This window comes from Vreelandella salicampi, assembly GCF_013415105.1.
Classification (GTDB): Bacteria; Pseudomonadota; Gammaproteobacteria; order Pseudomonadales; family Halomonadaceae; genus Vreelandella; species Vreelandella salicampi.
This window is the reverse complement of sequence record NZ_JACCDF010000013.1, coordinates 108,987-132,977: the sequence shown is the minus strand read 5'-3', so window position 1 is coordinate 132,977 and position 23,991 is coordinate 108,987. Positions and strand designations below refer to the sequence as shown.

Annotated in this window: 28 protein-coding genes; 2 read left to right on the top strand and 26 right to left on the bottom strand. The window is 59.1% G+C overall.

The annotated features are described in order from the left end of the window. The 16 genes from HZS81_RS14610 to HZS81_RS14535 all read right to left on the bottom strand — a co-directional run. Positions 1-3,400 (bottom strand): conjugal transfer protein TraG N-terminal domain-containing protein (locus HZS81_RS14610; RefSeq protein WP_179931250.1); only part of this gene is annotated, 3,400 nt, incomplete at its 3' end. Then, positions 3,400-4,962, bottom strand: coding sequence for a conjugal transfer protein TraH (locus HZS81_RS14605; protein ID WP_022524150.1), 1,563 nt, complete (start codon positions 4,960-4,962; stop codon positions 3,400-3,402). The genes HZS81_RS14610 and HZS81_RS14605, both read right to left, overlap by 1 nt. Then, positions 4,962-5,984, bottom strand: coding sequence for a conjugal transfer protein TraF (gene traF / locus HZS81_RS14600; protein ID WP_022524149.1), 1,023 nt, complete (start codon positions 5,982-5,984; stop codon positions 4,962-4,964). The genes HZS81_RS14605 and traF overlap by 1 nt, the downstream gene beginning before the upstream one ends. Then, positions 5,981-6,454 (bottom strand): metal-dependent hydrolase, encoded by a 474-nt coding sequence (locus HZS81_RS14595; protein ID WP_158414254.1) that lies wholly within the window; start codon positions 6,452-6,454, stop codon positions 5,981-5,983. Before HZS81_RS14595 ends, traF begins: the two co-directional genes overlap by 4 nt. A gap of 54 nt (positions 6,455-6,508) precedes the next feature. After that, positions 6,509-7,162, bottom strand: coding sequence for an ERF family protein (locus tag HZS81_RS14590; protein WP_179931249.1), 654 nt, complete (start codon positions 7,160-7,162; stop codon positions 6,509-6,511). A 492-nt stretch (positions 7,163-7,654) separates the two neighbouring features. Then, positions 7,655-8,749: a DUF7146 domain-containing protein gene (locus HZS81_RS14585; RefSeq protein WP_179931248.1), complete on the bottom strand. Its 1,095-nt coding sequence runs from the start codon at positions 8,747-8,749 to the stop codon at positions 7,655-7,657. Between the two features lie 189 nt (positions 8,750-8,938). Beyond that, entirely contained in the window at positions 8,939-10,306 is a 1,368-nt protein-coding gene (locus HZS81_RS14580; RefSeq protein WP_179931247.1) for a DNA cytosine methyltransferase, read from the bottom strand. A gap of 104 nt (positions 10,307-10,410) precedes the next feature. Further along, positions 10,411-10,800, bottom strand: coding sequence for a hypothetical protein (locus HZS81_RS14575; RefSeq protein ID WP_179931246.1), 390 nt, complete (start codon positions 10,798-10,800; stop codon positions 10,411-10,413). A 321-nt stretch (positions 10,801-11,121) separates the two neighbouring features. Then, a complete protein-coding gene (locus HZS81_RS14570; RefSeq protein WP_022524141.1) occupies positions 11,122-11,493 on the bottom strand; it encodes a hypothetical protein in 372 nt (123 codons plus the stop codon). A gap of 136 nt (positions 11,494-11,629) precedes the next feature. Continuing rightward, positions 11,630-11,989, bottom strand: a complete 360-nt coding sequence (locus HZS81_RS14565; RefSeq protein WP_179931245.1) for a hypothetical protein — start codon at positions 11,987-11,989, stop codon at positions 11,630-11,632. A gap of 136 nt (positions 11,990-12,125) precedes the next feature. Beyond that, positions 12,126-12,539 carry a hypothetical protein gene (locus tag HZS81_RS14560; protein ID WP_179931244.1) on the bottom strand — a complete coding sequence of 138 codons (414 nt, stop codon included), beginning with the start codon at positions 12,537-12,539 and terminating at the stop codon, positions 12,126-12,128. Then, on the bottom strand, positions 12,536-12,874 hold the full coding sequence (locus HZS81_RS14555) for a hypothetical protein (RefSeq protein ID WP_179931243.1): 339 nt from the start codon (positions 12,872-12,874) through the stop codon (positions 12,536-12,538). The genes HZS81_RS14560 and HZS81_RS14555 overlap by 4 nt, the downstream gene beginning before the upstream one ends. A gap of 461 nt (positions 12,875-13,335) precedes the next feature. Further along, positions 13,336-14,001, bottom strand: coding sequence for an SOS response-associated peptidase (locus HZS81_RS14550; RefSeq protein WP_179931242.1), 666 nt, complete (start codon positions 13,999-14,001; stop codon positions 13,336-13,338). 17 nt (positions 14,002-14,018) lie between these two features. Continuing rightward, positions 14,019-14,297: a hypothetical protein gene (locus HZS81_RS14545; protein ID WP_179931241.1), complete on the bottom strand. Its 279-nt coding sequence runs from the start codon at positions 14,295-14,297 to the stop codon at positions 14,019-14,021. A 401-nt stretch (positions 14,298-14,698) separates the two neighbouring features. Next, positions 14,699-15,592 (bottom strand): TRM11 family methyltransferase, encoded by an 894-nt coding sequence (locus HZS81_RS14540; protein ID WP_179931240.1) that lies wholly within the window; start codon positions 15,590-15,592, stop codon positions 14,699-14,701. 68 nt (positions 15,593-15,660) lie between these two features. Beyond that, positions 15,661-16,173, bottom strand: a complete 513-nt coding sequence (locus tag HZS81_RS14535; protein WP_179931239.1) for a DUF192 domain-containing protein — start codon at positions 16,171-16,173, stop codon at positions 15,661-15,663. A gap of 91 nt (positions 16,174-16,264) precedes the next feature. On the opposite strand from HZS81_RS14535, the gene HZS81_RS14530 reads away from it, so the two are divergent. After that, positions 16,265-17,137 carry a DUF6685 family protein gene (locus tag HZS81_RS14530; protein ID WP_022524132.1) on the top strand — a complete coding sequence of 291 codons (873 nt, stop codon included), beginning with the start codon at positions 16,265-16,267 and terminating at the stop codon, positions 17,135-17,137. A gap of 307 nt (positions 17,138-17,444) precedes the next feature. Here HZS81_RS14530 and HZS81_RS14525 read toward each other — a convergent pair whose 3' ends face one another. The 5 genes from HZS81_RS14525 to HZS81_RS14505 form a co-directional block, all read right to left on the bottom strand. Next, a complete protein-coding gene (locus tag HZS81_RS14525; protein ID WP_179931238.1) occupies positions 17,445-18,401 on the bottom strand; it encodes a reverse transcriptase family protein in 957 nt (318 codons plus the stop codon). Further along, the gene (locus HZS81_RS14520; protein ID WP_179931237.1) at positions 18,398-18,685 is read right to left on the bottom strand and encodes a helix-turn-helix domain-containing protein; all 288 of its coding nucleotides are present in this window, start codon (positions 18,683-18,685) and stop codon (positions 18,398-18,400) included. The genes HZS81_RS14525 and HZS81_RS14520 overlap by 4 nt, the downstream gene beginning before the upstream one ends. Before the next feature lie 74 nt (positions 18,686-18,759). Further along, positions 18,760-19,074: a hypothetical protein gene (locus HZS81_RS14515; protein WP_179931236.1), complete on the bottom strand. Its 315-nt coding sequence runs from the start codon at positions 19,072-19,074 to the stop codon at positions 18,760-18,762. Positions 19,075-19,126: 52 nt separating this feature from the next. Beyond that, entirely contained in the window at positions 19,127-19,360 is a 234-nt protein-coding gene (locus HZS81_RS14510; protein WP_179931235.1) for a hypothetical protein, read from the bottom strand. 517 nt (positions 19,361-19,877) lie between these two features. Continuing rightward, the gene (locus HZS81_RS14505) at positions 19,878-20,210 is read right to left on the bottom strand and encodes a hypothetical protein (protein WP_179931234.1); all 333 of its coding nucleotides are present in this window, start codon (positions 20,208-20,210) and stop codon (positions 19,878-19,880) included. A gap of 155 nt (positions 20,211-20,365) precedes the next feature. On the opposite strand from HZS81_RS14505, the gene HZS81_RS14500 reads away from it, so the two are divergent. Then, entirely contained in the window at positions 20,366-20,656 is a 291-nt protein-coding gene (locus HZS81_RS14500) for a DUF7673 family protein (RefSeq protein WP_206679563.1), read from the top strand. A 64-nt stretch (positions 20,657-20,720) separates the two neighbouring features. Here the strand turns inward: HZS81_RS14500 and HZS81_RS14495 are convergent, their stop codons facing one another. The 5 genes from HZS81_RS14495 to HZS81_RS14475 form a co-directional block, all read right to left on the bottom strand. Continuing rightward, positions 20,721-20,975 (bottom strand): hypothetical protein, encoded by a 255-nt coding sequence (locus HZS81_RS14495; RefSeq protein WP_053857281.1) that lies wholly within the window; start codon positions 20,973-20,975, stop codon positions 20,721-20,723. A 59-nt stretch (positions 20,976-21,034) separates the two neighbouring features. Beyond that, complete coding sequence (locus HZS81_RS14490; RefSeq protein ID WP_179931232.1) at positions 21,035-21,715, bottom strand: hypothetical protein; 681 nt, start codon at positions 21,713-21,715, stop codon at positions 21,035-21,037. A 133-nt stretch (positions 21,716-21,848) separates the two neighbouring features. Then, entirely contained in the window at positions 21,849-22,343 is a 495-nt protein-coding gene (locus tag HZS81_RS14485) for a hypothetical protein (protein WP_179931231.1), read from the bottom strand. Between the two features lie 159 nt (positions 22,344-22,502). After that, a complete protein-coding gene (locus HZS81_RS14480; protein WP_179931230.1) occupies positions 22,503-22,823 on the bottom strand; it encodes a hypothetical protein in 321 nt (106 codons plus the stop codon). 62 nt (positions 22,824-22,885) lie between these two features. Beyond that, positions 22,886-23,980, bottom strand: coding sequence for an endonuclease/exonuclease/phosphatase family protein (locus HZS81_RS14475; RefSeq protein ID WP_179931229.1), 1,095 nt, complete (start codon positions 23,978-23,980; stop codon positions 22,886-22,888). Between the last annotated feature and the right edge of the window lie 11 nt (positions 23,981-23,991).

Genomic DNA, 23,991 nt, shown 5'->3' with positions numbered 1-23,991 from the left:
CCTGAGTCGCTGCGGCCGGCTCCTGGCCGGTATCAGCCGCGTAGGAGGGCGCCTGGGGCACCTGGCCATCCTGAGTCGCTGCGGCCGGCTCCTGGCCGGTTTCAGCCCCGTAGGAGGGCGCCTGGGGCACCTGGCCACCCTGAGTCGCTGCGGCCGGCTCCTGGCCGGTTTCAGCCCCGTAGGAGGGCGCCTGGGGCACCTGGCCACCCTGAGTCGCTGCGCCCGGCTCCTGGCCTGAACCAGCAGCTTGCTGGCCATTCTGAGGCCCAGGAGCAATTCCTGGGGTGTCAGAGGGTGCCTGGTCTACTGCTGAGCCTTCAGGCTGGTCATTACCTGCCTGTGATTCAGAAGCAGGCTGATCATCACGGAGCTGCCACCTAGTTAGGTTGGCCTCGGTGGATTGAACAGTCGGACCAGTCTGCGCTTGCTGATCAATCTGATCCTGAGTAGGAGGAACCGCTACGTCGACCGGCTCAAAAGTCCCGTCGCCGCCGTACTGGTAGTAAGAATGGCCTCCTTCACGCTCAACAGCGTAGACAGCTTGAGCTTGGCCGCTCTCGTCCTGTGTGTAGAAGGTGGGAACAAACGTATCATCTCCGACTTGGATATTACTCCTTTGACCTCCAGTAATCAGAGCATCAGCGTTGGCCTGATCCGCAGCAGCAATATCACGCCTGTCCACTACGGATATGGCATCCCCATTATCGACCACATGGTAATCATTCGGCCTTTCAACTGGTGCTTGTGCAGCTCCCTGTATGTTGTCGAGCTGTGCTCCGGTATCGACAGAAAGATCACTGACCCCGCGATCACGGACAGGGGCGGTCGTCGCTGCGGCATCCCCTGCTCGTGCGCCTACATCAGAAGTGTTAGCGCCAACTGCCCCAACTACATCGCCTCTTTGGCCGTCAATGTCTGCCTGATCTTCTTCCATCGTCTGGCCGACACGACCTCGCAGATTGCTCATGTCAGTCTGCATGTCGGACACAACCTGCGGATTAGCCGGCGTTGGCAGAGAGCCCGACCTGCTGGCTGTCCACTCCTCATGGGCCTTCTGTTGAGCCTGGACAGCCTCCTGGTAGTCGGTGGATGCAGCATAAAGCATCGAGGCACGATCCTCACCAGCACGACTTTCAAGAACTTGACGGGCTTCACCTTCATTGTATTTAACGGAGTATCGTTCACCGTCAGATCCAGTTACAGACAACGCACCATCCTCGGCGAAAGTGAGTCTTCCGCTGTCGGATTGAGAGATACTGTTACCTTCTTCCCTAGTTGCCTGCTCTGAGTCAGAGGAGCTTCTTCCTGTCTCACCACGCACTGATCCCTGTCCATAGGCCGATACGCCGCTATTTAGGCTCAAACCGCCTTGAACGCGAGCACCGACTTCCGCAGCAGCCGTGGTGGAAGAGCGTTGAGTTATCTCAGCCATCTCCCTTTCGGAAACACCTGCGTTCTCCATCAGTGAGCGTGTTGCTGCAAGCTCTTCCATATAGCGCTGACCCTGAGTGTCCTGGCTCATTCGAGACCAGTCGATATTGCCATCTCGAACATAACCCTGATCTTCAGCGTACTGCGTAGCCCCCCGAAAGGTATCGGTCATCATGCTCTGGGTTTGCTGAGTGAATGCTTCTTTGGCCTCCTGAGTCCTCTGGGTCGCCTCTGTATAGCCCTGGGAGGCCGACATACTTTCCCTGAAGTCAGCAGCCCGGAGACCCACATTCATGTCCTGACCGCTCATATTGGTCACCTGCGAAGCACCAACACCAACATGGTGAGCGGAAACCTCATTGCCAGAGCTATAGCGGTGTGAAGTCTGGTGGGCGTTCATGCTCGCGTTGTTCATGCTCACCTGACCGGCAGTAGCTGCGCCGGAAGAGATGCTGCCAGCAGCTGCTGCCGCGTGCTGAGATCCAGAAGCCCTGTCCAGGACAGACGTGAAGGCATAGCCGCTACCGGATACCAAGCCCCACATGATGGCTGGTACGAGGGTCGACATGAAGCCCGAGGCCATCACCATCTTGTCGGACATTTCGCTGACAGCCCCCATGTTGGCCATGGTGAGCCCATCGGCCAGATAGCCGGTTGTTTGCCCCTGGAAATACAGCATCATGATGTAGTTGACGATCGCGAGGCCCGGCCACCACATAATGAGCCACGTCATGACCTGGGCATACGAGGTGCCCATCTTTCGACCGAGGCCTGGCACCAAGATGGCAGCAAACACGATTGGAGCCAGGCCAATGACAAATGCCTGCAAGATGGCAAAGAAATAGCCCGCCATGTCACGGAACAAGATCGCGGTGCTGTACCAGCCAGATTGCTGAGCCCTTCTAGCCTGCTCAATATTGAGGGCAGAGATAAGCTCGCTAGATCCAGTCGCCATCGCCGCGTACTCGTAAGTGCCCGAGTACATTTCTGCGATCGCCGCCTGGGTGGCCAGCCCGGTCGCGTCTTGGACGACGCTACCACCGGAAGCCCAGCGGAAAGAGTCTTCCAGGGCAGCCTGAGAGAGAGCGGTAGAGCCCGCGGCCTGTTGAAGCCAGAAGGGGGATGATTCCCCCATACCGTTCAGCAGTGAAGGTGCTGCGGTCTGCAAGCGGTTATCGATCTTGGTGTAAGCCGTGTCACAGGCCTCCATGCCACCATTCGGGTCTGTAGAGTCATAAACCACTGTGTAAACCGCAGGGTTCAAGTTAGAGCCAAGGATACTCCACGCATTCTGGGACGTGATGAGGGTGACCGGCGAAATGCTCCCATTGAAGATATTGGGAAGGGCACAGTCGTTCAAAAAGCTCTGAATGCTAGACCGCAGATAGGGGTCGGTAAGCCGAATGTTCTTCATGTCATTCAGCATGCTGGCGGCCATGCCGACAGGGGCACCTTCAGAGAGACGAAGGCTCGCGAAGTTCGGCGTTGTGAAGTTAGATTCAATGCTGCTTGTCGCCCACATCCCAATTTCTGAAATGACCACAGCAGGCAGGCCTATCGCAGCGGGGACGCCCTCGATGCGCTGAGTAAACTGCGGTGCGCCAGTTCCATCCCACACCATATCCTCAACGAAAATGTCAACTTTCAAGCTGAAAAGCATGTATACCGTCAGCAACATGCCCGCGAAGTACATGGCAATCTTCTGCAATGTGCCAGCAAGAATGCCGGTGAAGCACATCGCCAAGAAACCTGCCATGGCCAGCACAAGCGTCAGGTTACGAAACCCAGGGTTAGATGCCGGGTCCGTCATTCGCTTGATCGCCTCGAGGATCTGAGCGAGGGCATAGCCATTACCGTAACCATAGAAGGTCCAGGTATCGGCACCACCGCCCGGGGTCATGGTTTCGGCGATCGCCAACCCCGGTAGGGCCAAAGCGATAACCGCAAGGCCTATTCCTAGCCACCTCATCAGTTCACCTCCCGTGCCATGTCGCGGGCGAAGTTCATGCCTGAGAGCCCCATGGCATGAAGGTTGCGGAGCGTCGACCGATTGATGCGATCGACTTGTGCCATGATATTTTCCTGAGTCTCGGCCATCAGGTTGATTTGCTGTGCCTTTTCAGAGGTAAGGGCAACAAGCTCATTTTGTGCATCCCTAAACTCCTTGAGAACGTCCGCTGGCAGCTGAGAAACAGTCGTGGTCTTAGCTGTGGCTTGAACAGCATGGCGGATATACTCAATAGAGATCATGTAACTCAAGATCATTGAATTGCCTACAACGAGGTCGTAAGCAATTTCGGGATAAGTCGCAGCCACATTGACAGCCTGATACAAGGGAAACGGAGCTGCGGCAATGATCGCCTTTTGAGATGAGGACAGTGGAGTGCCTGAGGCCACATTCTCAACCGCGCCCTCCAGTTCTGTCACAACCGTAGTGAGGAACCCCTGCCCAAGGGACATGTCTTCCACTTTCGTCCTTTGAGGTGACCAGCAATTCCTAAGGTCACTATTACGGCAAGTATATATCTCCATCTTTTGGCCTGAGCTACCCTCTTGCCATACCTTGTCCTCGCAGAAATCGTTTATGAATTCTGCATATTGAATTTGCGAGGGCGATGCCCGCTCGCTGCCACAGAGGAAAACATCAAGCATTGCGCTACCAGTCTCTATGGTTGGCGCATACGTATTAGTTTCACCATCTTTATTCTTGTTTCTTACTTCGGTGCCAATCCAGCTCATCAACAGCTCGGCAAATATTTTATTTTCTGCTCCCATGTTGTTTGTGCCGTCCTTGCCCGGTGCGATACCGGCCTCCTGAAGGCCCAACCAAGTACGGTTGCCGTTAATGTCCATCGCAAGGGCTTTGTCGCCTTCATTGGCCTCCAGGTGATCATAAATTTCGCCGCCCGCATCTCCACTTGTGTCACAGGTGTCCTGCTGGGCAGCCAGCCAGTCGCTCTCTACCCCTTCAAACATGCCGACCGAGCTACACCAGAGGTTGCTCAGTTCATCGGTGTAGTCGGGGAAACCATCTACGATGGCCTGAGCCGCCTCACAGCTATCCTGGGACAGCTTTGCGGCGGCCTGAGCCATGCGTTGAGCAAACTCCAAGACATCGCCGCATATAGGGCAGAGCTGCTTGAGAGCGAGCTGGAAGGAGAGGGCGACAACCCCTTGGGCGATCTGTTCCAGCATTTGCTGGATCTGCTCGCTATCAATGTACGAGAAGCCGCCAAAATGGGCGTCAATACCGTTACAACCGACCTCGAGCCTCGGCGGATCGAGGTTCACCAGCGAGTAACGGTTCTGCGAGAAGCGCATTGTCATGCCGCCCGCGGAGTATCCATGTCTCGTGCGAGTTTCAAATGCTGTGGCACTCGTGCTGCTGCTGAAACCACCGCCAGCACTTGAAAGCCTATCGAACGCATCATTCAGGGCGCTCGCCTCGGCCTGTCCGATCGTAGCGGTGAGCGACATTCCCGTGAGTACGGAGGTCGCCACCATGGTTGCTATCTTCTTGCGGTGAATCATCACTCAACTCCTTGGGGAATGCCGGCGCCCAGACCACCGGACGACCGTTCAAGCATGTCGGGGACGCTGAAATCGACAGCCGGACCAGCACCGTCACTAACGGCGTTCAGGCCTTTCTCTGCTGCTCGCTGAATGGCGCCAAAGAAAACCTCAATGCGTGATGTGATGCGCTGGGCTGCCTCAACGCCACTGGACACGCGGAACCACAGGTCATCCTGGGGGAGGTGAAGCCATAGATCCGGGACTGCCTCGATGGCCAGGTGGCCAGCTGCCTCGACTGATCGCCCTGTGGTATCGCAGGTCTCGGTGAAGTCCGACATGCACACGTTGTCGAGGGGGGCGTTATAGATGGTGAGTCCCGTTCGCCGGCCGAGCTGCTTCATCACCGGCTGCATGTCATGGCAGAACTGGCAGGTTGAACGGGTAAACCAGACCAAGAACCCGCCTTGGTCGTTAATCTCTTCCATGACGGCGTTCCGCTTGCCGTCCTGAGCGCGAGACGCCGCTCGCAGTCCAAAGGACGACACCGGGCTATGAACCAGCGGGTTCAGATCCTGGTTCTGAATCTGGTTCCACTCCCACATGCGAGACATCGTGATGGCCTGGTCGACCGCCCAGCGCATATACCGCTGAAACCGCTCCACGGTCTCTGGGTTGTTGGGGCTCATCACGGCTTGATTCAGCAGCATGTCACGCTGCTTGGCCTGGAAGTCGAAGCTCCCCTGAGGGTCCACGAAGCCGCATGACGGCTCCCACTCGTCAGGGTCGGTACAGTCACGGTCCTCCTCGCTCGTCTCCTCACGAGGCTCAGCGATAACCTCTGGAGGTTTTTCCTGCTCTTCCTCCTTCTCTTCTTCATCGTCATCCAGGTGGCCCCAGAACCAGCCGCACTCCTTGGGGTTGTTGGAATCCAGGCAGGCACGATTCGAGCCGGCCTCGGATTGCGCCTCCGTGGCCGGTGACAGCGCCAGCAGCGCCAAGAACAAGGGGGCCAGCACATGGCCAGCCAGTAGGTGTTTCATAGCACGAAGCTCCGAAGTGAAATTGCCGCAAGTACCCATGCGGCAAGCACGGGCCAGAATTCCGAAGTGCCGCCATCCCATAGATTCAAGGAGTGACGCTTAGCGGGGTGCCAAACGGGCACCCCGGATGGGGTTCCTGCATCCCCCGCGATATGCGAGAGACCGCCGATGACGAACCCCAGGAGAGCCGCGGCCAGGAGAGGGGTTTCTGCAAGCCACAACCACGCGGCCACCGCTCCCCCTGCCCAAGGGAGGAGCCAATGCGTCACGGTTCTATGTGGGATCAGCGTGGTCGGCCCGAGCCGAATCTCCATCCAGTCCGGTGCGGTTGATCCGGGCAGCGCCAGCGCCGCCACCGCAAGCGCCGCCCCCCCTCCATACAGGGGCTTGATCGCCGCTCCTGCGGTCACGCCAAACGCCAAACCAAAAAGCCGGTGCGCGTTGCCGGTCACAGGGCCTCCTAGGGTCAATTCAATGCACGCGAGAAAGCCCCGATTCCACGAAGGAAAGGGGGCTATGAATCGTCATGCTGGTTGGTGTTGCTGTCGCTGGAGGAAGCGGCGCCGCTGTGCGATCGCCCCTTTCAACCGTGCCGACAGGTGAGCATCCAGCTGTGCGGTAGTGACCCAGCATTCAGCTGCGGCCAGCCGCTCAGCATCTGCATTGTCGATCTCGGCCAGAATCACCTCAGGGGAGGCAAGTCTACGGCCGTTTCTTGACTGCTTAGAATCAGCTTCAGCATCGCTCCCGGGGAGCATTGCCGAGGTGTTCACAGCAGCATTTCTGGCAGCATTACCATCGTCATCAGGCCCTTGAGCCAGGCCCAGAAGCGCCAGCAGCCCATACCGTCGTGCATACGTCTGAGCAGACGCCACGCCATGGCTATCATGGGTGTCCACTGGCATCTCGCAGTAGGAGCCAATAAACTCCCCACTCGGACCATGAATCAGCATGGTTTCCATCACCACGGCCCCCACATTGCCTGGAACAGGCGCTTGAACCAACGCTATTTCGTGCCGATTCAAGACATTGCGGACGCTGCCGATGATGGCAGTGAGGCTGGCGTAGCAGCTGTCGTACATCGGATTGCTGGAATCCGAAGCGACAACCCCACCCAGCTCTGCCTGGACTGAAGCCAACGCTCTGCCAATGCTGGCGATTGAGTCGCTACGGTGCATAACGTGCTCTCCTCTCATCCCCCAGGTAGCGGGGTCTCACGAGAGGTAGGGGGGGGACTGACAGATAGCCAAGGAGGTGACGCAACTAACTGACTTTCAAAAGAAAACTATGAATGGACGCAGAAACTGAAACGTATCGCATGGAGAACTGATGTACCGCGCATGGGAACTAGACGAATACGCTAGGCCCCATTCACCACGAGTCGCAGCGCACATAATCGACAAGAATAAAAAAGCTGATCATGGAAATAAGGCAAAGGAAGCGACAGCCGACCCCGTGCTGATGGCCTTGAACACTGACGCTCCTCCAGGTGGATTGCTTGCCACCCTGAAGAGTGTCCCGAAAGCAACAAACAGGGAGCGGAGGTTAACGATGATTTAACTGAACGACGCTCCATCCCCACGAAACACTTGATTCAGCTAACAAGCATCCCGTCCCTATGGCTGAACATTAAAAAGCCCTCCCAACAGGATGTTAGGAGGGCTTGAAGGTTAAGCGGCCTGACCTACGCGAGGAAACCTCGCCAGGTTGCCACTGGTGTACACGTCAGCCCAGTCCAGGCTTTTGTCAGGACCGGAGCTGGGTGCATCCGGGATTCGGATAGACGCCTGAATCCCCTTCTCCCACAGGCGAGCCTGAAGCGCTTTTGCCGCATCCTGCCCAGCCTTTCGACCCTTCCTGTCCGGCAGGTCACGATCAGCCCAGATCACGACCTCCTTGACCCCTTCTGGTGGCTCAAAAGCCCCCATCAGAGACGCGGACAACACGGGCCATACCGGCATGCCTGTCGCTGCCCGAACAGCCAGGGCGGTCTCAATGCCCTCAGCGATGCCGAGAACACCGCCGACCGCAGTGCCAAGCCGGATAGCACCACCACCGACCTCGCCGCCATTGACGACCGGAAACAGCTTCTTGGCCTTCGCCACGGGCGCCTTCTCCACCACACCATTCTGCGAACGGTGGAGATACGTCCGGTGCATGGTCACAGGCTGGCCATCGGCATCCCTCACGAGCGTCAGCAAGGCCGGATAGTGCCCCACCACCTTGCCTTTCTCGATGTAGGCGAGGTTCGGGTGAAGCCGCGCCTCGCTTTCCATCACGCTGAGCATCGACTTCACGGGCAAGCCGCGGAATTGCAGGTAGCTCCCCAGGAGAAACCTGCCTTCCCCCTTGTCCAGCGGCAGAGCTTCCGTCCAGCGCTTACGCAGCGTGGGGCGGATGTCCTGCTTGGGCTTGGGCTTAGGCGGCACGGGCCGCGACACAGTAGGCGCCAGCGGCTCAACCGATTTCTCGCCGAGTGCTCCCATCACCTGCTCCAGGATCTCCGGGAGATTCCAGCCCTTCAGCTCCTTGAGCAGGCTGAAGCCATCCCAGTTACCGCAAGTGCAGATCGCTGTGCCACGCAGCTGAAAGTCGCGATCGAGCCGGAAGTCCTCTTTCCCACCATGGACGGGGCAATCGATATGCGTGCCAGGGTGCTCGAGAGCTGCGTCCAGCTCTGGACAGAGGGCTTGGAAGACCTCCCCCCAGCGCCCTTGGGCGATACGCTTCACATCAGCGATCTCGTACTTGTTGCTCTTGCTCATGATCAGTCTCCTCTCTCATTCCCGGTTGCCCGGATCTCACAAGGAGGTAGGGCGAGGTGTGACGGTTATGGAGAGATAGGGGAGCGACTGCCACGTTCGCGGGTGGCGGGATCAAGGGGCCAGCTCGATTTCGCATGCGAAACTGAAAAAAGCCCCAAGCACGGATGTGCCTGGGGCTTGAAGGGTAGATCAGGCTGCTATGGCATCTGAGCGTTTCAAGCTCGCCAAGCAGTTGCCGACCAGACGGCCTACGGCACGGAATGCCGTGAACACGACTGATTGGCCCAGCAGCTCATGGCTGACGGTTTCCGGCAGACCATGTACCAGCTCTTCCGGGATCGTCTTGACCCTAGCATGTTCCGCCTTGGTCAGGAGGCGGGACAAGCCGGGGTCATCCGGGTGCCGGATGAACGGTTCAGTAGATCGGGCCTTCGCGTAGCCGCGCCCAATCGTCCCGAGGCCATCCTCGCTTCCATCGAGCAGCTGCCGACGAAAGCCTTTCCCTGAGGCCAGGTCACGCGCCTCCTTGTCCGCCAGGTACGAGTAGGCCTTGTACCGTGACGCGACCGCTTCATGAGGTTCAAGCACTTCCTGAAGCGAGGCTTCACGCTGACGCACCGGCTCCAGCTTCCCGAGGTCAACCTCAATCCCTTTGCTGACCGCGAGCATGCACAGCCTGTCACGCCGCTCCAACGCACCGAGGGCATGCCCATCGAGGACCGTCTCCTGCACCTCGTAGCCAAGCCCCGACAGCACATTGCGAATTACCATCATGCTGACAGTGTTCTGGTAGGGCGGGACGTTCTCGAGCAGGACGGCTGCCGGCCGAAGGGTCTGGATGGCATTTAGGAAGGCGACGAAAAGGCTACCAGCCGTCTCGTGTGCTTCCGCATGCGCCAGGCCATTCTTGGCACGCCCCGACAAACTGGCCCCAGTGCAGGGCAAACCGGCCAAAAGTAGATGGACGGGGGGTAGCTTATGCCACTCCACATCCTGCATTGGCCCCTGGATAGCGATACTGTCCTCATCCCAGACGGGATTGTTGGCCAGTGAAGCATCCAGGTAGGCACCCTCCAGCTCATTGGCAAAAGCCAATCGAGAGGGCACCCCGGCATCTGCCAGCCCCGTGTGTATGGCCAGATCAAGCACGCCACCACCATGCGCGATCGAGCCAATTTCCAAGGGTTCCCCGTTGCTGAGGGCCTTGAGCAGCCGCTCCATGCGCTCCGACTCAGCGAGGTCGTGATGATGGATCGTGATGTCGATGCGGTTGCCCCGCACAACGACACGAACCCTCTCGACCTTGCCCAGCGCCTCAGCCAGCTCGGCAGCGGTGATGTCGATCACCGGCAGCTCGTTCTCCCCACGCTTCCGGCGAGACACCTTGTAGGCGCCATCTGCCGCAAACTGGAGGGTCAGGCTTTTTCGACCGGCGACGAGGTTGAAACGCTGACCAGGAGAGATCCCGGTACGCGCCAGCCGGTTGCCTTCCAGCCACAGACGCTGCTTGCCACGATGCTCACCAATCTTGGTGTAAATCACAGTGCTCTTGCTCATGATCCATCTCCTCTCTCATTCCTGCGATATGCAGGTCTCGAGAAGAGGTAGGGCGCAGAGTGACCGAGGGACGGGGAGGGGAAAGCCTGAGATGCCAGGAGGCCTCAGCAACAGCTGCCTTGATATTCCTGGATGGACGCCTCCTCGAGGAGCTTATCGGCGGCTTCCTGAAGGCTGGCGGCCATACCGGGAGACTCAGCCAGGGCAGTTTCAGCGCGCTCCCGGTAAGCCTCAGCACGCTGCCGGCAAAGGTAGGCCGGGAAAGGGGGGATCGCGTAGTCGACAGGAACCAGCGCCTGGCTGCGCGGCGCGTAACCCAGTCGGGAGACGGCTCGACCGTAATTGTCGAAGAGCGTGGCCCCCTCGAGGAGGTCATGGGTGGCTCCACTGGCCTCCCAGGCGTCGATTAGCGGCTCCATGGGGTGTTGAATAGCCCGCGCCAGCGAGGCGACCACCTCTATGCTGACATGGTGAGGCACAAGACAGGTCGCCATGGTAGGCAGCCATGGGCATACAGGGCGCTCTCTCCGGCCCCTCAGGCGGATTTCGGCGACGTAGCCGAGCTTGGGCATTGCCTCGAGGTTCTGGAGCAGCCTGCGCTCTCTGTGGGACGGGAGGCCTAATGCCTGCTTGTGGTGGAGTGCCTTCGTGATCACGGCATGTTCAAACCGATACCAGGCTTCAAACAGGAGGGCATCTAACAGGGTGGGGGCGCGTTGACCGAGTAGCATCAGAGGCAAGGTCGGCAAGCCAACGGTCATCACGTCACTCCAGGAAAGGAAAAGACCCCAGCGAGTGGGGTCTGAGAAACAGGGTCAGGCAGCCGACTTGATGGCATTGACCAAAGAGACACCGCGCTCATAGGCTTCACGCGCCAGCTCTTCAGCATGCTCATCCAGATGGCTGTTATCGTCGCCGATGTTGACCTCGACGCCGCCAAGGACCGCAGCGCAGTCATCCAGCAGAACGGATTGACCGGCCACGTCGACAGACACCTTTGCCCTGAGCAAACCGTAGAACCATTCATCATCCCGCCAGCGCTGTTTATCGGTCTCGCTGTGGCAGTCGAAGTGGTCCGGGGTTACGTCCGGGTCGCGATCCAGGAGCACCGTCACAGTGAAGTCCCCCTGGGTGCCCTGAACGGTGTCGGAGCAGATAGCAAAGTTGTCGAATTTCGTGAGTTCCATGATCGTTCTCCTCTCTCATTCCTGCGGGATGCAGGTCTCGAAAGGAGGTAGGGGAGGGTGTGACACCACCCTTGGCGCCAACGTGAAAAAGCCCCCACATGTCGCCATGGGGGGGGCTCTGAAGGTCTTTCTGGTATCAAGCGGCACGAGTCGTTGGGCCGACCATGCTTCTTGCCTTCTCCAGGGCTCGGTGCGCCAGCACGGCGGCCTGGGCATCAAGGTGGTTACTCGTCAGCCCGACATTGATACCGATCGCGTGCTGCTTGGTCCGAGCATCGGGGATGCGGATAGAGTGCTCGTTGATGGCCACGCTCACCTCGGCTTCCAGCATGGCGACGAACCCATAATGCTCGGTGGCCTCGGCACAACGCATGTGGTCCTCAGGGGTCGCCTCGTAATCGTGCTTCAAGGTGACCGTCACCGTGTAGGCCCCAGCGAAGCCCACAACAGAATCACCGATCATCGCGTAGGTATAGAACCGCTCCAGCTTCATCATCCATCTCCTCTCTCATTCCTGCGGGGTGCAGGTCTCGAGAGGAGGTAGGGAGGTCAATGACAGTGCTGGCGCCGGGAATCGGTGGCCACCATGCAGGCCGGTGGCCACCGTCAGACGAACGGGAGGCAGGAGGGGGTTATGCCGCTACCTGGGACAGCAGGGAGCGAACGTGCGGGTTGGCATCCCGCCCATCACCTTCCACGCCTTGGGCAGGGCGACGGAGCGCATGGCTCGCCCACAGCGCGACCGCGGCGGAACGGCTGACGCCTGCGTTGCAGTGGATCAGCAGTTTCACCGGCTGCCGGGCCTGCGCCCAATGGCCGATCCAGGCCGAGATCCGACGCGCATCATCCCGGGTCATCGGCTCCTCGCAGCCAAAGCCTTCCCCTGGCACGACATCATCGAACTGCATCGAGAGCACGTCCCCCCATCCCCTGGCCAAGCGGGGTGACCGCTCATCGACGCCATGGATGGACAGCACAACCGTATCCGCGGCGGCTTGCCGGCGTTCGATGTCGCGACGGCTGGTGTATTCGATGCTGGTAATCATGACGCTACCTCCGTTCGTGTGTTCATTGCGTCTAGCGCCAGCTGCTTGATATGGCCGGCGTAGCTCAGACGCTTCGCATACTCGGCATTCAGATCACGCCGAGCCTGTTGTGTCTCAAGTCGGTTGAAGGCGCCCTGGGTCTCGACCAGGACGGCCTGAGCGGCGGCATAGTACCGCGCCAGGCTGTCGCGACTTGGGTACATGGGGTGAGAGCGATGCCAAGACAAGCACTCGCTGGCCTCGCCGATGACGAGTGACCGCGAGAGAGGGTTGTCCAGGTAATGGCGGACCAACTGCTCTCTGGTTGGCTCCATCACGGGGCCGGGTCGCTGCATGGGGCCTCCCACATCATCCGCCAGCCGACACTTCAGCTGGCTTGAAGGGAGGTAGGGCGGTAGGTGACACAGCGACCAGAGGTGAGAAAGCCCCAACTAGCGAACTAGAAGGGGCTTGAAGGGTACTGCTAGGAATCAGATCAGCTCAAATGGCTTGGGCTGCTGATTTGCTGTGCGTGACAGCTTCCCCTGGGCAACATAACCACAGGGATTCCTCATGGAGGTTTCAGGACAGCTGACGTAAGCGCCCTCGCGTGATAGCCGAATAAGCCAGCGGGCCTTGTCCAAGCAGCCTGAAAACCAAACCGATGAGGTCTACGAAAGCAATTTTCTCGCTCTCATACCGTTCTACGAACGGCCTCGCCCATAAGATAGGGCGGCAGGTGACAGCTGGGAAGGCACCAGTTGGAAATTCGTGAGGTGAGACGTTCCTGGCAGGGCAGTACGACGGTCAGCCACTCCTACCCCGCGCATCCCTCAGCCGGCGCCAGGAGGTGCTGGCCATCGGCCGTTGCATCATTGACCTCCTGGCCGACCTCATAGGTCGCCAGCTGCGACGGGTGGAGAGGCTTGAGCTGCTGTTTCAGCGTGTCGCGATCCTGCACCTCGGGGTCGAGCCAGGCATCAGCGCCAGCAGCCACGACGACCGGCATGCGGCTATGAATCTGCTTCGCCACGCCCTGAGCCGGCTGAGTCACGATCGCGCACCCCAGCTCGCCATCAGCTCGCTTGGTGAAGACGCCCGCCAGAAGCAGCATGCCACTCGAGGCCCCGTGGAAGTAGAAGGGGAGCTTGCGCTCTCCCTCGTGCCGCCACTCGAACCAGCCGTTCACTGGCACGAGGCAGCGGTGGCGAGCGAAAGCGCCTTTCCAGAACCGGCTCGAGGCCAGGCTCTCGGCCCTGGCTACATGCGTGCGTGGCGCATCCTCTGGCGCCCACCTGGGCTTGAAGGACCACTGGAGGGTGGTCACTTCAGGGTCGCCCTCCGTGGCAGCGATCGCCACGATGGGGCCGCCCGGGGGGATGTTGTACCGGGCCGGTGGGAATGTTGCACCGGACGCCAGGGGGAAGCCGAAGCTCTCGGCCACCTGGCGAGGGTCATCGTAGAGGGCGAAGCGTCCACACATGGCTGCTGTTCACTCGATCATTCGGCCGGCTCACCGTACTGCTCGCGATAGTGTCTGGCTTCTTCACATTCCGGTGTCAGGCCTATCATGTCCAAAAGCTGGCGCTCCCAAGCGCCAGGTCGACGTGAGCCATCCGCGATGGCAACCGCCACCTCCTGCATCATCTCCTCAACCGTTCCCCATGGAATCGCGGCGCCATGCTGCTTCTGGAGCTTCGTCAGATACTCCAGCTCGGCATGGACATCGGCCGGCAGGGTGATTGTCAGCGGTACGGTATTGCTCTCCTCGACTGCCATCAGCGGGCTCCTCGTGGGCGGTTCGTGGTTTTCAGGATACCAGCCCCTACGCCGTGCGTAGCGCCAGCCCCATCCGGGATCGATCGCTGGTGCAGACATGGCGCACCCTTTCTATTTCGATAAAATCATTTCATCGAGGGAGAATCAGAACGGGGGATATTGTGGCCGCTGAAGTTATGAGTGAACTATCCGCTAAAATAATTCCGCTAGTCATCATAGTGTTCATTATTTCTTTGCCTATTATCATATTAAACGGGAAGAAAAAACATGGGCGGGCTCTGTTATACCTCCCGGTCTGGCTTATGGCCTTGGTATTTTCCATGAAAACTCTCCTTGGAACCTAGTTGCCAAGGCCTCCCAGAGAAAAGCCCCCAGGCAATGCCATGGGGGCTGAAGTGCAATCAAGCGACTCGCCACACACCTCGCTCGACCGGCGCAAACCAGTCATTGACGTAGAGCGTCTGGCGAACCTTCTCGCGCCAATGCTGACGACCCGCCAGCTTGTCCGGCGCATTCTCCGCTACCGCCTCGTACAGGCGCGACAGCGGAGCTTCACCTCCCAGCGACACCAGCGCCTGGCGTACCACGGCCTTCCATGACCCTCGCAGCCGACGCTGCTGGCTGTGAGCGATGCTGGAGAGCGTCGATAGCAGTGCCACGCTGCGATCAGGACGCTGCCACAGCAGGATGTACTCGTGAGCCACCCTGGGCAGCCGCATGCCCGCATACTGCCGTGACGCACTCTGGACGTTGTGCTGTGCCTTGATCAGCACGGCCCTCAGCTCGTCCGCAGGCATCCTGGCGATCGCATCAGCCTGGAAGGACCAGTAATGGCCATTCCGCCTCAGGTCGCCAATGATCGTCCCGTAGAAGCCACCATGGTTCACGGCCTCGCGCTGGTTCAGCAGAGCCTGCTGGAGCTTGTCCATGAACTCCTCAGGATCAGCGCAGCGCGACAGGTCATCCGGGTGCTCGCCGGGATAGACGTTCCCGCTGTACACGATCATGTCGTGATAGGGCGGGTGCGACAGGCAGAGATCCACCGGCTTCCCGGTGGCATCCAGGATGGAGTGCCGCAGGATGTTGAAACCCGAGTGAAGATCCAGGCCAAAGGCCTCGATCCCCATCTCTGAGGCCACCTCCACTGAGGTGCCACTGCCCACCATGGGGTCGCAGAAGGTCTCCGGGCGAAGCTGCTCGAAAATGTCCTTGTAGACATGCCCCGAACAGTTACCGCGCCAGCTCGACTTGCCCCACTTGCCACGGGTCGGGTGCGAAATTACAGACGTGCTCATGATCCATCTCCTCTCTCATTCCTGCCGGATGACAGGTCTCGAGAGGAGGTAGGGGCAGGCCTGACGGGCTAGAGGTCGACCTCCAGCCGGTCGCCGACCTCCACCCCCATGGCGTCGAAGGCGCCAGCATTCAGCTCCAGGGCCATCCAGAAAGGCACGCCGGCCGGATACCGAGGACAATCCTCACGCTGGCGGGTGCAGGGCGGCATCGTCTCCATCGACAGCACCCTCCCGCGCTTGTCGAGAAAGGCGATGTCGATGGGGAAACGGGTCTTGAACATCCAGAAGCGACTCTGCGCCGGCTGCTGTTCGTCGTAGGTGAAGAGCATCCCCGTGTTGGCGGGAAGCGAAGGGCGTTCCATCAGTCCCTGGCGCCGCTGGCGCGAGGTGCGTGCTACCTCAAGCGCCAGCTCATGGCGCCCATCCTGGGTTGCCAACTGGCCCACGACCTCCTGCATGACTTGGCGCTCTACCACCAGGGCCATCATCGCGATCCCAGTCAAGAATAGGGCGGTGATGCCGATACCAGTGGTCATCGATGGCGAGCTGCGGCGCGTCAACGTCGAGTGGGTCTGAGGCATGGTTACCTGGGGCTCCAATGATTCATATCGGGTTGCCCCATGGATAGGTCCGTGGCTGACGCTACCCAGGACAGTCAGGAGAGAGCAGTACATGCCGGCGACCCTGCCATTCGGCCGCTGGCTGCACAAAGCCCGATGGGTCGACACCGCAGCCTGGAAATACGCTCAAGCGTTTCACGAACAAGCCCGCCAAGTAGCGTTCCCGGCCGAAAGCGCCAGCGGCCAAGGGATCATCCGGTGGCAAGACTGGCCGCCCTGCTTCGGTGGGGATATTGCACACTGGGAGCCCGGTCCTCGAGGGATGCTCTGCCGCCGCGCTACGCTCGCGCCAGCCTCCCGCCTCATCACGACGGTATATCACGACGCCTTCAGCTGCTCGATACGAGAGATCACCAGCCTGGAATCCGGTAAGGGCGGTCTCACCACCTCGGCCACCCTCGACGCCTACGCGCTCAGCGAATGCTGCGGTCTCATCAACAGTGACCCTGCCTGGATAGAGAAACTGCTCGGCTGGCACGAGCTGAGGTTCAATGCAGCCCCTGGCGCGGGAGAGACACTGGAGAGCTTCAGCTGGCACGACCGCGGCTATCACCTGCTCAACCAGGGCGGCGCCCACCATTTTGCCGCTGCCCGTTATCTCGCTGGCTTCTACGCCCCGAGGTTCTGCATCAATGCCCCCCTGGCCAGGTACAGCATCAATCACGAGGCCGCCCAGGACATCCTCAACGCCTACGACATGTTCTGCGAGCCCGAGGACCAGGCAATGCTCGAGGCCTTCACGCACCGCATGGCCGCGGCAGGGGTTCCGCACGCAACGTGCCCAGCACCGCCGCCTTGGGACGGGACATATCGCCTGCTGCTGCTGCCCCGGGATAACCGGAAAGCCGCTGGCGCCGCGGCGGTGCTGCGCGAGCACGACTGGTTCGATGTCAGCGCTCTACTGAAAAGCCAGGCAAACCCATAGGGGCGAGGCACGTGCCTAACAGTGCCCTGAGAAGCTGAATGCTCACGCCTATACAGGCCGTCCACCTCCATAATGGAGGATGCCAGAAAAACCGGAACCAGTGGAATTGATACGCAAGACTGGCATATTGCAGTCTTCATGCGATCGTAAACTGGAACTTATGTTGACTCAGCACTGAATTGGAAATCTTGGGCTGGATCTAGTGTACATCCAGGAATAATCAACCGAGAGACACCGTAAAGAGGCGCGTTTGACGCGCTGAGGAGCTGATGTCATTAATCGTGCATTCTTTTCCTAACCTATAGGCTTAAAGAAGGGTGTCCAGACGCTGAGACAAACTCCGTGCCTCAAGGTGTTCCAAACGGAATAGCATACCAACTCGCCCTTTGGCGCTGTTCCACGCTTTGAGATTTTCTGGAGTCATTCCATCTCTGCCGACAGCTTTCTCCAGGTTATGGACAGCCGAGCGAATTCTTTTTCGTTCGGCCTTTCCAACTGCTGGATAGTTTCCAGCTGCAACCAGCCCAGTAACTTTAAGTTTTTGTCCTTTTCGGCAGACTTGACTCTTGGAGCGTTTAGGGCGACAGCCCTTTGATGCCAGCATCCTGTACACCTTTGCCCTGGCCTCGCCGATAGTGCTGTTTGAAACTTGGTGGTGGGACGAATAACTCACATCATCAACGAACCGGGAGTATGTCAGGCCCATGTTTCCGAGGTCCTCAACCAGCTTTGCTTCCTTGTCCCAGAATGCCAGGTTGGCCAGATAACTACTCGTCCTTGCCCCCTGCGGCACGACGCAGTGGCGTGTCGTCAACTTCGTAAGTAATTCCGAAACATCTGGAGAAAAACCAAAGAACCTGAGCCAGATCGTGAACACCAACTGGCTTTCGAGAGAAGGATAAAAGTCCGCAATATCATCTAACACCAAGATCGAGGCCCCCGTATGGAGCGCCGCGTTTGATACATGGTCGCGGGGGAACTCAGTGTCTCGAATTCCTCCTTGCAAGTATCGCGGAAAACGCACCTTGCGTAGAATTTTTTTGACGATCTGGTGCTGTATTCGCTTCAGTTCTGGATAAGCATCATAGGTCATCCGAGGACTGCCATCTCTCTTCGTTTGAGGGACAGGACGATACGAGCCGGAAGCAATCTTTGCAGTTGCTTTCAGACTCTCCAGCGGTGTATTCAGCAGAAGGGCGAGGTGTTGAGGGTCAATGATGGCATTGTGAGGGTATGTCGGAGTTAGCTTGCAGATGGATCTCACGCGGACTCCCTCATCAGGTTCAGAGCAGCCGCAGAGAGCTTTTCCTTCAGATCTGGAGTAAACCCACTCAACTCATCTTCATCGGCAGCAAGGAAGAGCAACAGAGTCATGGGTACATTCAGGCCTTTAGCTATTTTCTCCAAGGCGGATAGGCCAGGATCTGATCGCTCCCCCCGCTCAAGCAACGAGAGATAGGAAATTGACACCCCAGCCCGCTTAGCTAACTCCCCTTGAGTTAGCTTACGCTGCTGGCGGCATAGTTTGATCGCGTAACCAACGTTCATTTAGTGAGACCAGTAGTATCGCCTGGATTGGATATGCAGATTAGATGAGCGAAATACCAAGTGAATTCGGGAGGTTATAAACCCTTGGTGAGTTGTCTTTTTGTATAATCCTTTGCGGCGCCTTTTTGCATTTCTTCCCAAGAAGAGTAAGAAGTATTTTTTGAAACAAATGCATCCCATTCCTCGTCAGGGATGGCCGCAAAATCCTCTGCCGACTCTACTTTAAACCCGCTAGCGTCAAGCATATCTTCAAAACTGGAATAGGTAGAGCACTGAGCCATGAATGCTGGTGAAAGCATGTCTACCAATTTCACCTGGCTATTGGATTGAAACTCTTCCATATTCTTTTTCAGTTTGTCTAAGCCACTAGTGTCAAAATTAGAAGACATGGGCAAATACCTCGCAGAGACTAAAGGTGAGTTAAAGTGGTGGTTTGCTGTGTCACATCAAGTCCTCAAAGAGCGCCTTGATCACTGGAAGATACTTCAACGCTTCACCTAGCTTGGCTAGAGCGGCACCCGCCCTTGCTGGCTTTGGATCGGTTATCAGAGTTTCCTCCAGAATCGTAATTGCCTCATCCAGTCTATCAGTAACGCGAGCATCTACGTCGTCGTGCATTCCCGACCGCACCTGCTTCAGCAGGTCAACAGTCATGATTAAACGTGCAGTATCCATTTGGAATACCTCGTATCTCATCGGGCGGAATTGCCCCGCCGTCAAGCAATTGAGCCGATAAGGAACGCGTAGATGCTCCAGCAAACCACCGTTCAGCTCCTTGTCAGAGGAGCTTCCCGCCGTACAATACTGCTGATCGCCTGGTCACTGGATCACCGGGCAGCAGGACCGTTGTGCGGCAAGTGAACCCTGGGTGAACTACTCCCTGGGTTGACCAACTAGGTTGGCCCGCTTGCAAGCTCAATCGAGGTATATCAACACGTTTAAAGAGCACCTGGGTGGTACACCCAGCCTACGGGACACAGTAACTGATATTTTACTGCCAGTCAATTCCTGAGCAGTCTGGGTACTAAAACTCCAGAGTGGGCTTTCAACATTCTCATGGCCGAGGGTTGCGCTTATCCAAGCAGTAAGCCCGGCAGGAGGAGGTCCGGTAGCTTAGGATGCCGTTTCCAGACCTTCCTACATTGTCATGTAAGTCTTTGATTCAAATATGATACTAGGGGTGGTCGGCCGGTCACCCCAGCTGCTCGCTGGTGAGCGGGATCTCGCCCTCCCGGATCTTGATCACCACACACGTCTCATAGGGGTTGTCCGGGTAGGGTGAGCCGGCTTCCGACACCTCGAGGCCCCGCTTGCGCAGCGCCGTGATAGCCCTCCGGTTGGGGCCACCATCCGGGCCGAACAGCACCTCGCCGCCCAGCTGCTCGATCTGCTCGAGCAGGTCGCCAGTGGCTTCATCGGTGACGCTCACGAACTCGCTGTCGAGGAGGTTCAGTTCGTCGTCGGGGTTGTATATCTCATGGTTGTCGAGAGCCGTCACGGCCCGCGCCAGCGCATCAATGCTCATCCTGTGGCTCCTTTCGTGGTTGCGATCGCCCGTGGCCATACCGCGCCTTCGGACACTATTCTCTATGGTGCTGCGGGCGAGGCTTTGCAAGCACCGTGCTTGGCTGGCGCCAGCACCACCAACCGGAGAGGGGGACAGGCATGACCTCAGTGAGGATGGATGACATCACGACGCAGGCACTCGAGAGGCTTGTCGCCGTCGCCTTGAGCGATACCGGGCAATCCCGGCGCTGCGCCGACTTCCTGTTGGCGTGGTACAACGCCGCGGAGAACGGGGGCTTTGACCTCACCACCCTCTGGGGAATGGATGACGAGCTGGCCAGTGCGTGCAGCGTGGTATTCCTGTGGGTGGCGAGCCATCGCGCCTATCCCGATGATCTCGGCTATGGGGAGGTCTTCCAGCGGATCTGGGCGCTCTGGCGAGCCGGTAGTGAGCAGGCCGGCTGAGATATGAAAAAGCCCCAGCCTCAGAAGAGGAGGGGCTTGAGAAAGGATCGAGCGATCCGGTAGGTCACACTTCAGTGCTGCCTACCCACTGGGAGCCGAGAAAGGCCTCAACGCCATTCTCGACTTCCTGGGGCAGCATCTGTGCGATGCCATCCCCCGTCTCGACCAAGGCCTCATGGGTCCATGGGCCAGACGGTAGGACGCGCAGCAGCACCTTGCTGCGATCAAGATCCATGATGGTCAACGCCTCGAGCTGATGTCCCGACAGGAGATCAGGCTCACCGGGTCGTTGATCCGTCACAAACGTGATGCTGGACATGCTTTCCTCCAGAGGGCCACAGGCCCGTTCGTCTATGTGGATCATGCCGATCCGGCAGCTCACCAGCAGTACCACTCCTGGATCTTCCTCGAGAGCTGGTCGGCTTGCTCCCAGCTCCAGAACTTGGCGTTCATCAAGGGAACGGCCACCATGCCAGCCTTTGACAAGGCTCGGGTCAGGTATGCCGTGCAGACGTACCCCTCGCTGTTGCCATGGCGCACCTCCGTCATCATGCCGACCGTGGAGGTGTGAGCCGGACACTGGCACAACGCCACCACCTCATTCAGGCCATCCTTGAATTGCAGCAGGTCAGAGACCCACTCGTGTTCAGGCAGCATGACGTTGCAGTATCGTTGCGCCCGGTCTTGCAGTTGCGAGGCAATCTTCAGGATCTCCTCGCCCCCCAGGTCGTTGATCCGAGGCAGGTCGATCAGGCGGTCCTCGAGTAGGGTCACTTGGTCTCCGAGGCGAGCAGGCGTATAGCCGCTCAGCTCTTGAACCATGGTCTCCTGTGAGGCCGGCTGCTCGGTGATCACCACCTCAACCTGCTTGTCCTCCAGCGCCAGCTGCACAAGGCGGGAGGCCACGGGCTCCGTGAGGTAGACGCTGGTGGCATCGACAAAGCACTTGCGCGAGATAGCATTGTCGATCCCCAGGCCTTTCACGATGGGCTTCGGCACTTCCAGCCATGCCTGGCCAGCGTCGGCGTCATGGTGGCGGACTGCATTGATGGTCTTCATTGGGCTTCTCCTCTCATTCCTGCGGGATTGCAGGTCTCGAGAGGGGGTAGGGGTGGGGGTGACGCTTGCCGAGGCTCCTGACCGCCCCGGGAAGGGAAAGGGCACCATCCTCGGATGGTGCCCTTGAAGCAAACTACTCGAAGTGAGAGTCATCCCACATCGCAATGCTAACCTCGCCATCGGCAAGGCCCATGCAGACTATGCCGCTTATATCGAGCGGTGAGTCTTCATCGTCAGGGTCGGTCAAACGGTCCCAGTCACGGGCGCATTCGTACCTCGCCTGCTCCTCAGCTGCCACCAGCTCCTTGTCGCGGTCCTCCTGAGCATCAACCTCGATGGAGCTGATCCAGACCGTTCCGGTGCCATTGCTCTCCTGACAGAAGGCGGTGTAGGTCCGGGTCGCTGGCGCTTCACTGGAAGCGTCTGTGTCGTCAGCGAGCTGCTTGGACAGCGCCGCTGAGGCTTCACCCTTGAGCAGCCTCTCCAGGTCATCGATCTCTTCTGGCGCGTACCCATCCCTGACGGCATGGTGCGGAACGTATTCGGCGAGATCCGATTCGCCGCGGCCAATCAGCTGCATGATGTCGGCCCACTGGGCGTCAGTGAGGGTGGCTGTCTTCATCGTCATGGTGCTTTCTCCTCTCATTCCTGCGGGATTGCAGGTCTCGTGAGGAGGTAGGGAAGGGAGTGACACAAGGCGGTAGGCTGGTGCCTGGGGGAAGGTGGGGAGGGGGTGTCCAGTCAGGATCACCACCCATCCCAGTGAAGCACGCAGTCGGGATGCGCGTTATGCAGAACAGTCGAAGTAGGCCTCATCGAGCATCGCCGGCTCGATAGCTCCCTCGAACAGGCCTATGCAGGCGATGGTGCTGGTGTCCGGCGTCGACATGCAGGGCGCATACTCCACGACACGCTCCCATGCCCCCGCGCAGGACTCCTTGGCTTTCTGGATGGCCATTTGGTGCTCTACCTCGCGATCGGCCTGAGGCGTGACTTGCACATACTCAATGCGCAATTCCCACTCCCCGGCCATGTCTTTGCAGATCGCGGTGTAGACCTTCGGGCGTGCCACCCACAGCCTATCCAGGATGTCGTCGTGTGCGCTCATGATCCATCTCCTCTCTCATTCCTGCTGGATACAGGTCTCGAGGAGAGGTAGGGCCTTCACTGTCAGCCAGCCACGCTCAGCGGGCACAGGAGACCGCTCTCGCGGATGTCGGCGACACGGGCAGGCCCAAGGCCGTCTATATCCTTCAGCGCCGCCACAGAGCCCCAGGGGCGCCCCTCGGCGACAAGCTCGGCCCGGGCGGGACCGATGTGGGGCAGCCCCTCCAGGGCACCCTCCGGGCTCTCGTTGAGGTCTATGCAGCTCAAGTCGGACGGTGCCACGTCTTGGGTTGGCGTGGCGTCAGTGCCTGGCCAGGCATAGAGCTGAATCTCAGCGCCATCGGTGGCCAGGAAAATCGGTGCGTGGTCGGAGACCCTGGACCGAGCCTCCTCGTGGTTCATGCCCAGCAAGGTGGGAAACGGGATCACACCAGTATCGCTGATGGGGAGTTCATTCGGGTTGAGCCAGAAGTTGTCGTAGAGGTGCCTATACACGCCGGTCTCATGCGCCAGCGTGGTCGCCACACGGCTCAGCGCGGGAGAGGCGCCAGCAGATCGCAGAGGCCCCCAGGCCTCGTGATCCGGCTCCAGGTTGAAGTCGCCGGCCAGGACTCGTGGCGTGTCTGGGTAGACCTCCTCCAGCCATCCCCAGTAGTCGGCCAAGGTCTCCACCTCCCGCGCACGTTCGCTGACGCTATCCCCATAGATGACATGCAGGTTGGCCAGCGCCAGCTCCTGCCCCGTCTCGCGATCGCGGAACATGGCTGAGTAGGGCTCACGGGCGAACACGTCATCATGATCCAGGAACACCACGGCCCCCTCAGCGTACTCCACCTCCGACAGGCGCCAGACAAAGCCGTAGTGCTCCCGGTAACGCTCCCCCGCGCCAAGGGAATGGCTGGCCATGGCTCCCCAGGCTTCGCCGGTTGTCGCCTCGAGGTGGGCGACCAGCTCCTCGAGGGCGCTCTTGTCCATCAGCTCCTGCAAGGCGATGAGGTCCATCGACTGGGCGACATGGGCGACTTTCTCGACCTCCTTGCCATTGTCCCAGCCGAGCTGGCGCACATTCCAGCTGCCCAGGATCATGTCAGCTGGCGCCAAGGTGGGAGAGAGCGCCAGCACAGCACTGGCAATCGCGATGGGGGCTTTGAACGTCATGGTTCCTCCGT